Origin of the sequence: Streptomyces sp. NPDC008137, assembly GCF_042957035.1 — a bacterium.
GTDB lineage: Bacteria > Actinomycetota > Actinomycetes > Streptomycetales > Streptomycetaceae > Streptomyces.
Window position 1 is genome coordinate 57,972 of record NZ_JBIBHN010000026.1, and the last position, 14,001, is coordinate 71,972.

Annotated in this window: 12 protein-coding genes and 2 tRNA genes; 8 read left to right on the forward strand and 6 right to left on the reverse strand. The window is 70.4% G+C overall.

Going from position 1 to position 14,001, the window contains the following annotated elements:
• The first annotated feature begins 39 nt into the window (after positions 1-39).
• From ACFZBT_RS30950 to ACFZBT_RS30965, 4 genes are all read left to right on the forward strand, one after another.
• Positions 40-762 carry a M50 family metallopeptidase gene (locus ACFZBT_RS30950; protein ID WP_391110432.1) on the forward strand — a complete coding sequence of 241 codons (723 nt, stop codon included), beginning with the start codon at positions 40-42 and terminating at the stop codon, positions 760-762.
• A gap of 110 nt (positions 763-872) precedes the next feature.
• Positions 873-2,213 carry a 3-phosphoshikimate 1-carboxyvinyltransferase gene (gene aroA / locus ACFZBT_RS30955; protein ID WP_391110435.1) on the forward strand — a complete coding sequence of 447 codons (1,341 nt, stop codon included), beginning with the start codon at positions 873-875 and terminating at the stop codon, positions 2,211-2,213.
• 17 nt (positions 2,214-2,230) lie between these two features.
• On the forward strand, positions 2,231-3,241 hold the full coding sequence (gene rsgA / locus ACFZBT_RS30960; RefSeq protein ID WP_391110438.1) for a ribosome small subunit-dependent GTPase A: 1,011 nt from the start codon (positions 2,231-2,233) through the stop codon (positions 3,239-3,241).
• Positions 3,242-3,347: 106 nt separating this feature from the next.
• Positions 3,348-3,671 (forward strand): multidrug efflux SMR transporter, encoded by a 324-nt coding sequence (locus ACFZBT_RS30965; protein ID WP_193481056.1) that lies wholly within the window; start codon positions 3,348-3,350, stop codon positions 3,669-3,671.
• 7 nt (positions 3,672-3,678) lie between these two features.
• Here ACFZBT_RS30965 and ACFZBT_RS30970 read toward each other — a convergent pair whose 3' ends face one another.
• Positions 3,679-4,284, reverse strand: a complete 606-nt coding sequence (locus ACFZBT_RS30970) for a TetR family transcriptional regulator (protein ID WP_391110443.1) — start codon at positions 4,282-4,284, stop codon at positions 3,679-3,681.
• Positions 4,285-4,693: 409 nt separating this feature from the next.
• Here ACFZBT_RS30970 and hisN point away from each other — a divergent pair, with 409 nt between their 5' ends.
• The 3 genes from hisN to ACFZBT_RS30985 all read left to right on the forward strand — a co-directional run bounded on the left by hisN (position 4,694) and on the right by ACFZBT_RS30985 (position 6,526).
• Entirely contained in the window at positions 4,694-5,494 is an 801-nt protein-coding gene (gene hisN, locus ACFZBT_RS30975; RefSeq protein WP_391110445.1) for a histidinol-phosphatase, read from the forward strand.
• A 131-nt stretch (positions 5,495-5,625) separates the two neighbouring features.
• Positions 5,626-6,018 (forward strand): CBS domain-containing protein, encoded by a 393-nt coding sequence (locus tag ACFZBT_RS30980; RefSeq protein ID WP_391110448.1) that lies wholly within the window; start codon positions 5,626-5,628, stop codon positions 6,016-6,018.
• Between the two features lie 91 nt (positions 6,019-6,109).
• Complete coding sequence (locus ACFZBT_RS30985; RefSeq protein WP_391110451.1) at positions 6,110-6,526, forward strand: transcriptional repressor; 417 nt, start codon at positions 6,110-6,112, stop codon at positions 6,524-6,526.
• A 143-nt stretch (positions 6,527-6,669) separates the two neighbouring features.
• Here ACFZBT_RS30985 and ACFZBT_RS30990 read toward each other — a convergent pair.
• The 4 genes from ACFZBT_RS30990 to ACFZBT_RS31005 form a co-directional block, all read right to left on the reverse strand.
• Positions 6,670-6,743, reverse strand: a tRNA-Met gene (locus ACFZBT_RS30990).
• Positions 6,744-6,822: 79 nt separating this feature from the next.
• Positions 6,823-8,643, reverse strand: a complete 1,821-nt coding sequence (locus tag ACFZBT_RS30995) for a tetratricopeptide repeat protein (protein WP_391110454.1) — start codon at positions 8,641-8,643, stop codon at positions 6,823-6,825.
• A 234-nt stretch (positions 8,644-8,877) separates the two neighbouring features.
• A tRNA-Met gene (locus ACFZBT_RS31000) sits at positions 8,878-8,951 on the reverse strand.
• Positions 8,952-9,008: 57 nt separating this feature from the next.
• Entirely contained in the window at positions 9,009-11,957 is a 2,949-nt protein-coding gene (locus ACFZBT_RS31005) for a UPF0182 family protein (protein ID WP_391110573.1), read from the reverse strand.
• 164 nt (positions 11,958-12,121) lie between these two features.
• On the opposite strand from ACFZBT_RS31005, the gene ACFZBT_RS31010 reads away from it, so the two are divergent.
• Positions 12,122-12,667: a PPA1309 family protein gene (locus tag ACFZBT_RS31010; RefSeq protein WP_391110457.1), complete on the forward strand. Its 546-nt coding sequence runs from the start codon at positions 12,122-12,124 to the stop codon at positions 12,665-12,667.
• Positions 12,668-12,789: 122 nt separating this feature from the next.
• Here ACFZBT_RS31010 and ACFZBT_RS31015 read toward each other — a convergent pair whose 3' ends face one another.
• The gene (locus ACFZBT_RS31015) at positions 12,790-13,881 is read right to left on the reverse strand and encodes a PDZ domain-containing protein (RefSeq protein ID WP_391110460.1); all 1,092 of its coding nucleotides are present in this window, start codon (positions 13,879-13,881) and stop codon (positions 12,790-12,792) included.
• Positions 13,882-14,001 lie beyond the last annotated feature (120 nt).

Below are 14,001 nucleotides of genomic sequence, written 5' to 3' on the forward strand. Positions count from 1 at the left end.
TGCCAGATTCCATCCGACCACAGGGAGCCAACGCCACACATGGACAGCACCGCTACCGCCTCGCTCGCCTCCCTCTGGGACGAGGTCTCCGGCACGCAGCCCGACCCCGACCTGTGGGTGGTGCTCGCGACTCTGGCCGCCGCGCTCGCCGTGGTGATCCCGCACGGCCTGTGGCGCGTCTCCCGCAACGCCATCACCATCGCCCACGAGGGCGGCCACGGGCTCGTGGCCCTCCTCACCGGCCGCACCCTCACCGGCATACGGCTGCACTCGGACACCAGCGGCCTGACCGTCAGCCGCGGCAAGCCGCACGGCATCGGCATGATCCTCACGGCCGCCGCCGGCTACACCGCCCCTCCCCTGCTGGGCCTGGGCGGAGCGGCCCTGCTGGGCGCCGGCCGCATCACGCTCCTGCTGTGGCTGGCCACCGCCCTGCTCCTGATCATGCTCGTGATGATCCGCAACGCGTACGGCGCCCTGACCATGATCGTCACCGGCGGCCTGTTCGTCCTGGTGTCCTGGCTGGCCGGCCCTCAGGTGCAGGCGGCGTTCGCCTATGTGGTGGTGTGGTTCCTGCTGCTGGGCGGGGTGCGCCCGGCGTTCGAACTCCAGGCGAAGCGGTCGCGGGGCGGGGCGGGCGACTCGGACGCGGACCAGCTGTCGCGGCTGACGCATGTGCCGGCGGCGTTGTGGTTCTTCCTGTTCCACGCGGTGTCGCTGTGCTCGCTCATAGGCGGGGGCAGGTGGCTCTTGGACCTGTGATGCGCCCCGAAGGGGCAGCGTCACAGGGGCGCGGGGAACGGCGCGCGCGACCACGACGGTGCCGCACCCGAAGAACTACTCGCCTCCCTGCCTGCTTATAAAGTAAAGGCATGGCCCCGAACACCGCAGAAACCGCCCTCTGGCCCGCCCCGCACGCGAGCGGAGCCGTCGACGCGACGGTCCACGTGCCCGGGTCCAAGTCGGTCACCAACCGCGCCCTCGTCCTCGCCTCCCTCGCCTCCGAGCCCGGCTGGCTGCGCCGCCCCCTGCGCTCTCGCGACACCCTCCTGATGGCCGGCGCCCTGCGCGCGATGGGCATCGAGATCGAGGAGACGGTGTCCTCGAGCTCCTCCGTCGCGGGGGGCCCGGACGGCGCCGGTGAGGCCTGGCGGGTGCTCCCCACGGGCCTGCGCGGACCGGCCACGGTCGACGTCGGCAACGCCGGCACGGTGATGCGGTTCCTGCCGCCGGTCGCCACGCTCGCCGACGGTCCCGTCCGGTTCGACGGCGACCCCCGCTCGTACGAGCGTCCCCTGAACGGAGTCATCGACGCGCTGCGTCAGCTCGGCGCCCGGATCGACGACGACGGCCGCGGCGCGCTGCCGTTGACCGTGCACGGCAGCGGCGCCCTGGAGGGCGGCCAGGTCGCGATCGACGCGTCCTCCTCGTCGCAGTTCGTGAGCGCGCTGCTGCTGTCCGGGCCGCGCTTCAACCAGGGCGTCGAGGTCCGCCACACCGGCAGCGCACTGCCCTCCATGCCGCACATCCGCATGACCGTCGACATGCTGCGCGCGGTGGGCGCCCAGGTGGACACGCCCGAGTCGGGCGGCGAGCCGAACGTCTGGCGGGTCACGCCGGGCGCCCTGCTCGGCCGGGACCTGGTCATCGAGCCGGACCTGTCCAACGCCCAGCCGTTCCTGGCGGCCGCGCTGGTGACCGGCGGCAAGGTCGTCGTCCCGGCCTGGCCGGCCCGTACCACCCAGCCCGGTGACCGGCTGCGCGAGATCTTCACCGAGATGGGCGGCTCCTGCGAACTGACCGAGTACGGTCTCGCGTTCACCGGCTCCGGCTCGGTCCACGGCATCGACGTCGACCTGAGCGAGGTCGGTGAGCTGACGCCCGGCATCGCGGCGGTCGCGGCCCTCGCCGACTCCCCCTCGACCCTGCGCGGCGTGGCCCATCTGCGGCTGCACGAGACGGACCGGCTGGCCGCGCTGACGAAGGAGATCAACGAGCTCGGCGGCGATGTGACCGAGACCGCCGACGGCCTGCACATCCGCCCGCGCCGGCTGCACGGCGGGATCTTCCACACCTACGACGACCACCGCATGGCCACGGCCGGCGCGATCCTCGGCCTCGCGGTGGAGGGAGTGCAGATCGAGAACGTGGCGACGACGGCGAAGACCCTGCCCGACTTCCCCGATCTGTGGACCGGGATGCTCGGGGCGTAGGACGCGGGGATCACGTCATGCGCCGCTACGGCAAGCACACCGACGAGGACGACATCCGCACCCGTCCCGGCCGCCGGAACACCCGGCCCCGGACGAACATCAGGCCCAAGCACGAGGACGCCGCCGAGGGCCTCGTCCTCACCGTCGACCGGGGGCGGCTCACCTGCCTCGTCGATGACCATGTGGTGATGGCGATGAAGGCCCGCGAGCTGGGCCGCAAGGCCGCCGTGGTCGGCGACCGCGTGGCCCTCGTGGGCGACCTGTCCGGCAAGAAGGACACCCTCGCCCGGATCGTCCGCATCGCGGAGCGCACGTCCGTGCTGCGCCGTACGGCGGACGACGACGATCCGTTCGAGCGCGTGGTCGTCGCCAACGCGGACCAGCTGGCCATCGTCACCGCCCTGGCCGACCCTGAGCCCCGACCCCGCCTGATCGACCGCTGTCTGGTCGCGGCCTACGACGGTGGCCTGGAGCCGCTGCTGGTGCTGACCAAGTCGGACCTCGCCCCGCCCGACAAGCTGCTGGAGCTGTACGGCGATCTCGACACCCCCTACGTCGTCACCAGCCGCGAGGAGCTGCAGAACGGCACCGCCCTCACCCGGGTGCGCGAGCAGCTCGACGGCAAGATCACCGCGTTCGTCGGGCACTCCGGAGTGGGCAAGACGACCCTGGTCAACGCGCTCGTGCCGCAGGAGCGGCGGCGTACGACCGGGCACGTGAACGCGGTGACGGGCCGCGGCCGGCACACCACCACCTCGGCGCTGGCGCTGCCGCTGTCGGACAGTGACGGCTGGGTGATCGACACCCCGGGCCTGCGGTCCTTCGGGCTGCACCACGTGGACCCGTCCCGGGTCATCCACGCCTTCCCCGACCTGGAGCCGGGCACCGAGGGCTGCCCGCGCGCGTGCAGCCATGACGAGCAGGACTGCGCGCTGGACGCGTGGGTGGCCGAGGGGCACGCGGACCCGGCGCGGCTGTACTCGCTGCGGCGGCTGCTGGCCACCCGGGAGCGAAAGGAAGGCGACTGACCTCAGCGTTGTTTGTCGGAGCGCGCAGACGGTAAGTGCATAATCACTAATCGCACCAAGCCGAATGCATGCGGTCACTGAACGCGTGACACGGGAGGAACGGCTCATGGCGTGGCTGCTGGTCATCGTGGCCGGGTTGCTGGAGACCGGCTTCGCCGTGTGTCTGAAGCTGTCGCACGGCTTCACCCGGCTCTGGCCGACGGTCGCGTTCTGCGTCTTCGCCCTCGGCAGTTTCGGGCTGCTGACCCTGGCGCTGAGGAGACTCGACGTGGGTCCCGCGTACGCGGTGTGGACCGGCATCGGGGCGGCGGGGACGGCGATCTACGGCATGGTGTTCCTGGGCGACCTGGTGTCGACGCTGAAGCTGGTGTCGATCAGTCTCGTCATCGTCGGCGTGATCGGGCTGCAGTTGTCGGGCTCGGCGCACTGACGCCCTGTCACCCGGGCTGCCGGTGCAGGGCGCTGCGGACCAGGTCGGTGACGCCGCCCTCGCCGGGTGGCGCGGCCACGCAGGACAGGGCGAGCCGGACGGCGAGTTCGCAGGAGCGGGCCAGGTCGGCGGTGTCGGACTTGGGCGTGCCGGGTGCGGACAGGACGGTGACGGCCCGGTCGCGGATGAGGGTGACGAGGTCTCCGGGTGAGGGCAGCGGGCCGTCGGCGCGGCGTTGAGCAGGTACGGCGGAGGTGGAGGGCACGGCCGAGAGGGCCGGCGAGGGCAGCCGTTCGCTCCAGCAGCCGGTGAGCATGGCGCGGACCAGGGCGTTCTCGCGGGCCGCCGAGGTGGTCCACTCGGCGGTGGCGGTGAGCCGGTCGCGGAGATCGCGGTGCCCGGCGAGCGCGCGGTCCACTCCGGCGAGATACCCGTCGGCCTCTCTTCTCACGAGCGCCCGGGCGAGGCCGTCCTTGCTGCCGAACTCGTTGTACAGCGTCTGCCGGGACACTCCGGCCGCCAGGGCGACGTCCACCATCCGCACGGCGGACCACGACCGGCGCGCCAGCGCCGCGTAGGCGGCGTCCAACAGAGATTCCCGCGCTGCAGGCATCGTTGCCTCCCCTTGGGGCCGGCGGCTCTGCGCCCAGGTTTGACGCGCCCGCAACCACTGTCAAGAGTCCACGGGGGCACACAGGGGGCGCCTTTGAGCCGACCTGCGCGGTGCGTTCACAGAGCTGCGGAGACGGCCTCGGGCCCTTCTGATGGATCTCCGTGGAAGAAGGGGCGGCGTTCGGTGCGTGCTCTCGGCGTGCCGGGCGTCGCGACGCCGCGGAGATCCATCAGAAGGGCCCTAAGGGCGGCACGGGTGGGCGCAGCGGCACCCCGCGGCGCCGGGTTGCGCACCCACCCCGCCGGGGCACGAACGCCGAGCCCCCAACACCCCGGGCGACCACAACGCCCCCACACCCGGCACAAACCCCCGGTAGCCCCACCCCCACCTCGGCAGATAGGTTCGTTGCATGCCCGACTACCTCGACGATCTGCGTCTCGCCCACGTCCTCGCCGACGCCGCCGACGCCGCGACGACGGACCGGTTCAAGGCCCTCGACCTCAAGGTCGAGACCAAACCGGACATGACACCGGTGAGCGAAGCGGACAAGGCGGCGGAGGAGCTCATCCGCGGTCAACTCCAGCGCGCCCGCCCGCGGGACGCGATCCTCGGCGAGGAGTACGGCGTCGAGGGCACCGGCCCCCGCCGCTGGGTCATCGACCCGATCGACGGCACCAAGAACTACGTGCGCGGCGTCCCCGTCTGGGCCACCCTCATCTCCCTGATGGAGGCAGGCGAGGGCGGTTTCCAGCCCGTCGTCGGTGTCGTCTCCGCCCCCGCCCTGGGCCGCCGCTGGTGGGCCGCGAAGGGCCACGGCGCCTTCACCGGCCGCAGCCTCACCAAGGCCTCCCGCTTGAACGTCTCCCGCGTCAACAAGCTCGCCGACGCCTCCTTCGCGTACTCGTCGCTCAGCGGCTGGGAGGCGCAGGGCCGGCTGGACGGCTTCCTGGACCTCACCCGAGAGGTGTGGCGCACGCGCGCGTACGGCGATTTCTGGCCGTACATGATGGTCGCCGAGGGCTCCGTCGACATGTGCGCCGAGCCGGAGCTGTCCCTGTGGGACATGGCCGCCACCGCGATCATCGTCACGGAGGCCGGCGGTACCTTCACCGGACTCGACGCCCGCCCCGGGCCGCACAGCGGCGACGCGGCCGCGTCGAACGGCCTGCTGCACGACGAGTTGCTCGGATATCTCAACCAGCGCTACTGAGCGCGCCCCGCTGTTACCGAGCGCCCCCTTGTTGACCCTCCCTTTGCCTGCCACTCTGAGAGTCCCCCATCTTGTGAACTTGTGAAACGCTGAACAAACAGCGGGGGCACTCCCGGGAGGTGGCTCCATCCATGCTCGTCCGTGACGCCATGAGCACCGTCGTCCTCACCATCGGCCCGAACCACACCCTGCGGCAGGCCGCCGCACTGATGTCCGCGCGCCGGGTCGGGGCGGCCGTGGTCCACGACCCCGACGCCGGCGGCATCGGCATCCTCACCGAACGCGACATCCTCAACTCCGTGGGCAGGGGCCAGGACCCGGACACGGAACGCGCCCATGCCCACACCACCACCGACGTCGTGTTCGCGGCTCCGGTCTGGACCCTGGAGGAGGCGGCACGAGCCATGACGCACGGCGGCTTCCGCCATCTCATCGTCCTGGACCACGACGAGCCCGCCGGCATCGTCTCGGTCCGCGACATCATCCGCTGCTGGGTTCCGGCTCGCCAGCAGGTACCCGCCTGACAGTCCCGCAGTAGACAAGGTCTAAAACAGGATAGATTCTAAACTCACACCTGTTCGGGACCTGGTCCGTTTTGCTGTTAGGCTGGTGGCTATGAGTGACCTTCTGGAACGGCTGCGCGGACGCGGATGGCGGATGACCGCGCAGCGGCGTGTCGTGGCCGAGGTCCTCGACGGCGAACACGTCCACTTGACGGCCGACGAGGTCCACTCCCGGGCCGTCGCCAAGCTGCCCGAGATCTCCCGGGCGACCGTCTACAACACGCTCGGCGAGCTCGTGACCCTCGGCGAGGTGCTGGAGGTCTCCACCGACCAGCGCGCCAAGCGGTACGACCCGAACGCCCACCAGCCGCACCACCACCTGGTCTGCGCCCAGTGCGGCGCGATCCGGGACGTCCACCCGATCGGCAACCCGCTGGCGGACCTCCCCGACTCGGAGCGCTTCGGCTTCACGGTCTCCGACGTCGAGGTGACGTACCGCGGCGTCTGCCCGAACTGCGTGGCCGCCTAGCCCCATCCCTTCCCGACAAGCCCCGGCATCGATGGATGCCGGGGCTTGTCCGTGGAGGAGACAGGTCGAGGAGACAGCGGGCCACCGCCCTGAACAAACACCGAGGGCCGGAACCCTTTCGGATTCCGGCCCTCGGCCTTCAGTAGCGGGGACAGGATTTGAACCTGCGACCTCTGGGTTATGAGCCCAGCGAGCTACCGAGCTGCTCCACCCCGCGTCGGTGAATGCAACGTTACGTGAACGCAGAGGCCGGATGCAAATCGCTTACGCGGCGGCGCTTCGCAGCCGGCTCCGCGCTACGCCGACAGCTCCTGCCGCAACGCGTCCCGCAGCCGGGCCGCCCGCTCCGCGACGGACTCAGGCCCGAGAGCCACCGCGCGGTCGGCCCACCGCTGCCCCTCCGCCAGCTCTCCCCGACGCGCGTAGACGAGGGCCAGCCGCAACGCCGCCCGCCCGTGCCCCGCATCGGCCGCCCTCGTCCACCAGACCGCCGCCTCGGGCTCGCTGCCCTCCCTGGCCAGCAGCAGCCCCAGGTTGAACGCGCCGTTGCGGGACCCGGCCTCGGCCGCCTCCCGGTACCACCGGGCCGCCTCGACGACGTCCCCGCGGGCCGCCGCGTGCATGCCGACCCGCACCTGCGCCCGCCGGTGCCCCTGCGAGGCCGCCCGCTCGTACCACTCCTCGCACTCGCTCCGCCGGTGCACAGGCTCCCCGAGCTCATGCGCCGGCTCCGGCGGCCGGCGAGCGTCGAGCACGGTCGCCAGCCGGTACGCGGCCTCGGCGCTCCCGCCCCCGGCCGCACACCTCAGGTGCCGTTCGGCCTCCTGGTCCTCGCCGTCCCGCAGCAGCGCCATGCCGACCTGCAGCGCGGCCTCCGTGTGCCCGGCCGCGGCGGCCCGCTCGTACCAGCGCAGCGCGGCCTGCTCCTCGCCCCGTCCGGCGTGGAGGATGCCCAGGTTGAAGGCGGCGTCCACGCTGCCGGCCTCCGCGGCCTTGGAGAACCACGGCTCCGCGCCCGTCTCGTCCCCGGCCCGCAGCAGCAGGATCGCCAGCGCGTTCGCGGCCTCCTGATGCCCGGCGTAGGCCGCGCGCCGGTACCACTGCTCGGCGTGCGGGGTGCGCCCCTGCTCGACGCAGAGCAGCCCGAGGTTGTACGCGCCGTTGACGTCGCCCGCGTCCATCGCGGCCCGGTACCACCGCTCGGCGGTCTGGGTCTCGCCCCGCTCGGCGTGCAGCGCGCCCAGGGCGTTGGCCGCGTTGCCGTCGCCGTCCTGAGCGGCCCGCAGCCACCACACGGCGGCGTTCTCGGTGTCGCCCGCGTCGCGCAGCAGGAATCCGAGCGCGCAAGCGGCCCGTGCCTCACCGTCCTTGGCGGACGTCAGGTACCAGCGCCCGGCCTCCTTGAGCTCGCCGCGCTTCTCCAGGATCGTCCCGAGGTGCAGCGCGGCCCGCCGGTGACCGCGCGCGGCGGCCTGCCGGTACCACTGCTCGGCCTCGTCCGGCACGGGTGCGCCGTCGTCGTCGGCGTCCCGCGCCGCCTTGCGGTCCAGCGCCCGCGCCAGCCGGTACGCCGCCTCCCGGTGCCCCCGCTCGGCCGCGGCCCGCATCCAGTGCTCGGCCCCCGCGTCACCGCGGTGCTCCAGCAGGTCGGCCAGGGCGTACGCGCCCAGGGTGTGGCCCTGTTCCGCGGACTGGCGCAGCCAGTACTCGGCGGCGGGTTCGTCGCCACGCTCGCGGTGGTGCCGGCCGAGGGCGTGCGCTGCCGCCGTGGATCCGGCGACGGCGGCGATCCGCCACCATCCGGCGGCCTCGTCGGCGTATCCCCGCTGGTGGAGCAGGACTCCCAGGTTGTTGGCCGCGGCCCGGTCGCCCGCGGCGGTGGCGGCACGCAGATGAGGTTCGGCACCGTCGAGATCACCACGGCGCAGCAGCATGGCCCCGAGGACACTCATCGCCTCTACGTCGCCGGTCTCCGCGGCGAGCCGCTGACGCAGCTCCTCGGCCGCCTCATCGGCGATTTCCCCGGTCTCGTCCGGGGTGTCGGTGTCCTCCCGGCTGGAAGGCTGCACAAAACGCCCTGTCTCGAACAGAGTTGCCTTGTCCCCCATAACGTCCATCGTCGCACCACCTGCAACCGGGGTACACCTGGTATACCGCAGCCATTGAGGTCACTACAGCGTTTTGTCGACATGCCCACAGAGAGACAAGTCAAACACAGATCCCCCAACTCGCCCCGGCGGCACGGCCGCAGACCCCACCAGCACATGCGTTCACACATCACGAAGGCCCGGATTCCTTTGTGGAATCCGGGCCTTCGATGTCGCTCCGTCACTCGGACTTCGCGATTTCAGTAGCGGGGACAGGATTTGAACCTGCGACCTCTGGGTTATGAGCCCAGCGAGCTACCGAGCTGCTCCACCCCGCGCCGTTGTGTTCACAACCGTATCACGGCGCGGGTGGAGCATTTGACCAGGCCGGAGGCCTAGCTGCTCGGCTTCGGGCTCGGACTGCCGCTCGGGTCGGCGCTGGGGCTGCCGCTGGGCTTGCTCTCGCCGCCCCCGGCACCGCCGGCCTTGTCCGCCGCGGCCTGCGCCTCCTCGGCGCGCCGCAGGGCGTCCTCCAAGTCCTTCTGCGCCTTGCCGTAGGCCTCCCAGTCGTTCTCCTTCAGGGCGTCCTGACCCGCGGTGAACGCCTTCTGGGCGTCTTCCAGGGCCTGCTTGACCGTCGGGTCCTCGGACGTCGGTGGTGGCGTCGTATCGCCGTCGTCCGGTGGCTCAGGCGTCGCGCCCTCCGCCCCGAAGATCTTGTTGAGGGCCTCGTCGAGCGTGTTCTCGAAGGCCGTCTGGCCTCCGTAGGTGACCAGCACCTTGCGCAGCAGCGGGTACTTCAGTCCGCCACCGCGTACGTAGACCGGCTCCACGTACAGCAGCCCTCCGTCGAGGGGCACCGTCAGCAGGTTGCCGTACTCGACCTCGGAGTCACCGCCTCTCAGGAGCCTGATGGACTCGGCGATGTCCTCTTGGGAGTTGAACTGGCTCTGGACCTGCTTGGGTCCGTTGACCGTTGTGTTCGTCGGCAGTTTCAGGATTCTGATCTTGCCGTAGTCGCTGGCGCCCGCCTCGGCGTCGACGGCCATGAACGCGCTGAGGTTGTCCCGGCCGTTGGGCGTGAGGGTCGTCGTCAGCGAGAACGCCTGGGCCTTCTGGTCGGGCATCTTCATGCTCAGGTAGTACGGCGGCACCGCGCTGCCCGACCGGTTCGTCGGGTCGTCCGGCACCTGCCAGACCTCGCTGCCACTGAGGAACGTCGTCGCGTCCTTCACGTGGTAGCGCGTGAGCAGTTCCCGCTGGACCTTGAACAGGTCCTGGGGGTAACGCAGGTGGTCCATCAGCGGCTTGGAGATGTCGCTCTTGGGCTCCACCGTGTCCGGGAAGGCCTTCATCCAGGTCTTCAGGACCGGGTCCTTGGTGTCCCACTGGTAGAGCTTGACCTTGCCGGTGTACGCGTCGACGGTCGCCTTCACCGAGTTGCGGATGTAGTTGACCTGGTTCTGCTGGGCCACCACCGCGCGGTTGTCGTTGGTGGCGGTCAGCGAGTCGGCCGTGGTGTCACCGAGGGTCGTACGCGAGGAGTACGGGTATCCGTTCGTCGTCGTGTACGCGTCGACGATCCACTGGATACGGCCGTCCACGACCGCCGGGTAGGCGTCGCCGTCGATGGTCAGCCAGGGGGCGACCGCCTCGACGCGCTCCTTGGGCGTGCGGTTGTACAGGACCCGCGAACCCTCGCCGATGGCGCCGGAGTAGAGGATCTGCGGTTCGCCGAACGCCACCGCGTAGGCGGCCCGGTTGACCGGGTTGGAGAGGTTGACTCCGCTGTCGCCCTTGTAGCTGGTGGTCTTCTCGCCGTTGTCGTCGGAGTAGTCGATCTCCTTCTGGGGACCGCCGACGATCGAGTACGTGGTGGTCTTCTCCCCGTAGTAGACCCGCTGCTCGTACGAGCCGAGGTCGCCCTCGGAGGGCAGGTCGGACTCCGTGAAGTTCGGACGGCCCTGGGCGTCGGCGCTGGTGCCTTCGGCGGCGACCACTCCGTAGCCGTGGGTGTAACGGAAGTGGTTGTTGATCCAGTTCTTCTTCGGGATGCCCGCGAGGTTCAGCTCACGCAGACCGATGACCGTGTCCTGGTCCTTGCCGTCCTTGGCGTAACGGTCCACGTCCAGATTGTTCGGGAACGCGTAATAGTTCCTGATCTGCTGGAGCTGCTGGAACGTCGGCGAGACGATGTTCGGGTCCATGATCCGGATGCTCGCCGTGGCGTCGACGTCATCGCGGAGCTTGGTCTTGTCCTCGGTCTTGCTCGTGCCCGTGTAGTCGGTGACCTTGGTGCCGTCGATGCCGTAGGCCTTGCGCGTCGCCTCGAGGTTCTTCTCGACGTACGGCGCTTCCTTGGCCTGCTCGTTCGGCTGGACCTGGAACTTCTGCACGATCGCCGGGTAGAGCCCGCCGATGAGGATCGCGGAGAGCACCATCAGGCCGAAGCCGATCACGGGGAGCTGCCAGGTGCGGCGCCACAGGGTGGCGAAGAACAGCAGCGCGCAGATGACTGCGATGCAGAAGAGGATCGTCTTGGCCGGCAGGTAGGCGTTGGCGTCGACGTACCTCAGGCCCGTCCAGTTGTCGGTGGCCCTGAAGTCGCTGGACTTGACCGCGAGTCCGTACCGGTCGAGCCAGTACGCGACCGCCTTGAGGGCCACGAAAATGCCGATGAGCACGGACAGGTGCCCGGTGGCCGCCGCCGTGGCGCGCGCGCCCGGGCTGGTGACGCGCAGGCCGCCGTACAGGTAGTGCGTGAGCGCGGCGGCGATCACGGAGAGGATCGCGGCGGCGAAGCCGAAGCCGAGCAGGAACCGGTACCAGGGCAGGTCGAAGGCGTAGAACGAGACGTCCAGCTTGAACTGCGGGTCCTTCTCACCGAACGGTACGCCGTTGACCCACATCAGCCAGGTCCGCCACTGGCCGGACGCGGAGGCGCCGGCGATCAGGCCCACCAGGGCGGTGATCCCGAACAGCAGCCACTTCTTGTAGGGCGCGATGCCCATCCGGTAGCGGTCGAGGTTCTGCTGCTCCATCGACATGGCGCTCAGCGGTGGCCGCAGCCGGTGCGCCAGCCAGATGTTGACGCCGACGGCGGCGGCCATGAGCAGGCCGAAGACGAAGAAGAGGCCGATCTTGGTCCACAGGGTCGTGGTGAAGACCGACGAGTAGTCCACCGACCGGTACCAGAGCCAGTCCGTCCAAAAGCCCGCGAACATGGTGAACGCCATGCCGAGGACGGCCAAAACGCCCAGCGTCATGAGCAGGGTGCGGACACGCCGGGACGGGCGGCCCACTCTCATCCGCGGCCCTGTCGGGCCTCCGCCGCGGTCCGGCATCTGGAAAGCCAAGGTGCGCACCTCGAAGTTCGCTGTTGATCCGTCAGGCCCGCGTCTTCACGGACCATGCGTGGCCCCCGGTGATCGTGGGCCCCCACCTATGCAACTTACTCACCGTTTACTCGGTTCCCGATTCCGGCCAGGAACGAGGCAGGATTGTGACCATGTCCAACACTCCCATGGCTGCGAACCCGCTCACCCGGGCCGTTCTCGAGATCGACGAGTACGTCTCGGGCCTCGGCTGGGACCAGCCCGCCCGCCTTTTCGCCCTCGTCGACACCGCACGGCTGCGGGCCGAACAACCCTCGCTCGCCGACCGGCTCGGTCTCGGGGAGGAGTCGGAGAACTCCGGCCTCACCCCGATCGAGCAGGACGAGGTTCCAACGGGCAAGCCGCTCGACGAGTTCCTCGCCACCATCGCCTGGCCCGACGCGGTGGTCGGCTGTGCCCTCGCCGTGGAGCGTCTGATGCTGCCGCCGTCCGCGGAGGCGCAGGTTCCCAAGGGCCTGGGCGAGGCCGCGCTGACGAAGTGGGTGGCGGACCACCCGGACCGCCAGGAGGTCCGGATGACGGTCGCGGTTCTGCGCGACGGCGCCCGCGAGTCGGCCCTGCGCCTGCGTGAGAAGGACTCCGCCACGGAGGTCCTCACCGGCTCCGACCTGGTCCCGGGCCTGGCGGAGGCGCTGGCGGCGACGTTCGAGGAGGAGTAGAGCGGGAGCGCCGCGGCGTGAGAGGGCTCGCCGGCCCCATGGGACCCTCGGGCCCCACCGGTCCCGCAGGCCCCCTCAGCCGCGTCGGTCGCTTTGCCCCGACCCGTCCTCGGCCCCGCGGACTACTTGCCGCACGTCGGCAGGTTCGCCGTGTCGCCGCTGCGGAGGTCCTTGAGGGCGCCGAGGGCGTCCTGGATGGTGTCCACCTTGATGAGGGTGAGGCCCTCGGGGGTGTCCTTGACCGCGGCGGCGCAGTTGTCGGCGGGCGTCAGGAAGTACTGCGCGCCCTTGGCCCGGGCACCCACGGTCTTCATCTCGATGCCGCCGATCGGGCCGACCTTGCCGGTGTCGTCGATCGTGCCGGTGCCGGCCACGAACTTGCCGCCGGTCAGATTGCCCGGCGTGAGCTTGTCGTAGATGCCGAGCGCGAACATCAGCCCGGCGCTCGGCCCGCCGACATCGGCCAGCTTGATGTCGACGGTGAACGGGAACGTGTGGTCGGTCCCCGCGGAGATCCCCACGATGGCGCGCTTCTCGCCCTTGTCGTCCGAGGTCGTCGTGGTGATGGTGATGTCCTGCGTCTTCGTCGGCGTCCGCTTCTCCTTCTCCGCGTCGGCCTGCTCCTTCGCCGGCACGATCGTGAAGCGGACGTCCTGGCCCGGCTTGTGCTGCGTGACGAGCTTCGCGACGTCGGCCGGCTCCTTGACCGTCTTGCCGTCGACGGACTTGATCACATCCCCGGCGTGCAGCTTGCCCTCGGCCGGGGACCCCTTGACGACCGTCGAGACGATCACCCACGACTTCACCGGAACGTCGAGTTCCTTCAGTGCGGCGACCTTGGCGCTCTCCTGGGACTGGCTGAACTCCTCGGCGTTCTCCTGGGTCGACTGCTCCTCGGTCTTGCCGTCCGGGTAGAGCGTCTCGCGCGGCACGACCTTGTTGTCGTGGGCGAGCCAGCCGTAGACGGCTTCGACCAGGTTCATCCGGTAGTCGGCGCTCGTGACCCGGACCGTGGTCATGTTCAGGTGGCCGCTGGCCGCGTAGGTCTTGCGCCCGGAGATCTGCAGCACCGGCTCACCGTCATGATCGCCGAGCGTGTTCACCGTCGGCCCCGGGGACATCTCCGCATACGGAACGGGGATGAACACTCCCGCGCACAGGAGCGCGATCAGCATCAGGGTGGAGGCGAGCATCGTCGCGGTGCGGCGTGGCATGACTCGACAGTACGGGACGTGCCTGTCAGCGCACCGTCAGGGCCGCCCGTCCGGGGCGGCCCTGTGCGCTATACCGTCTGTGACCTGCTGTTTTCTTGGCCTTCAGCTACCCGGCCCGGG

Excerpts from the sequence above, each read along its gene's own strand:
- ACFZBT_RS30950 (WP_391110432.1), top strand. The coding sequence starts at position 40 with ATGGACAGCACCGCTACCGCCTCGCTCGCCTCCCTCTGGGACGAGGTC.
- aroA (WP_391110435.1), top strand. The coding sequence starts at position 873 with ATGGCCCCGAACACCGCAGAAACCGCCCTCTGGCCCGCCCCGCACGCG.
- rsgA (WP_391110438.1), top strand. The coding sequence starts at position 2,231 with ATGCGCCGCTACGGCAAGCACACCGACGAGGACGACATCCGCACCCGT.
- ACFZBT_RS30965 (WP_193481056.1), top strand. The coding sequence starts at position 3,348 with ATGGCGTGGCTGCTGGTCATCGTGGCCGGGTTGCTGGAGACCGGCTTC.
- ACFZBT_RS30970 (WP_391110443.1), bottom strand. The coding sequence starts at position 4,284 with ATGCCTGCAGCGCGGGAATCTCTGTTGGACGCCGCCTACGCGGCGCTG.
- hisN (WP_391110445.1), top strand. The coding sequence starts at position 4,694 with ATGCCCGACTACCTCGACGATCTGCGTCTCGCCCACGTCCTCGCCGAC.
- ACFZBT_RS30980 (WP_391110448.1), top strand. The coding sequence starts at position 5,626 with ATGCTCGTCCGTGACGCCATGAGCACCGTCGTCCTCACCATCGGCCCG.
- ACFZBT_RS30985 (WP_391110451.1), top strand. The coding sequence starts at position 6,110 with ATGAGTGACCTTCTGGAACGGCTGCGCGGACGCGGATGGCGGATGACC.
- ACFZBT_RS30995 (WP_391110454.1), bottom strand. The coding sequence starts at position 8,643 with ATGGACGTTATGGGGGACAAGGCAACTCTGTTCGAGACAGGGCGTTTT.
- ACFZBT_RS31005 (WP_391110573.1), bottom strand. The coding sequence starts at position 11,957 with ATGCCGGACCGCGGCGGAGGCCCGACAGGGCCGCGGATGAGAGTGGGC.
- ACFZBT_RS31010 (WP_391110457.1), top strand. The coding sequence starts at position 12,122 with ATGTCCAACACTCCCATGGCTGCGAACCCGCTCACCCGGGCCGTTCTC.
- ACFZBT_RS31015 (WP_391110460.1), bottom strand. The coding sequence starts at position 13,881 with ATGCCACGCCGCACCGCGACGATGCTCGCCTCCACCCTGATGCTGATC.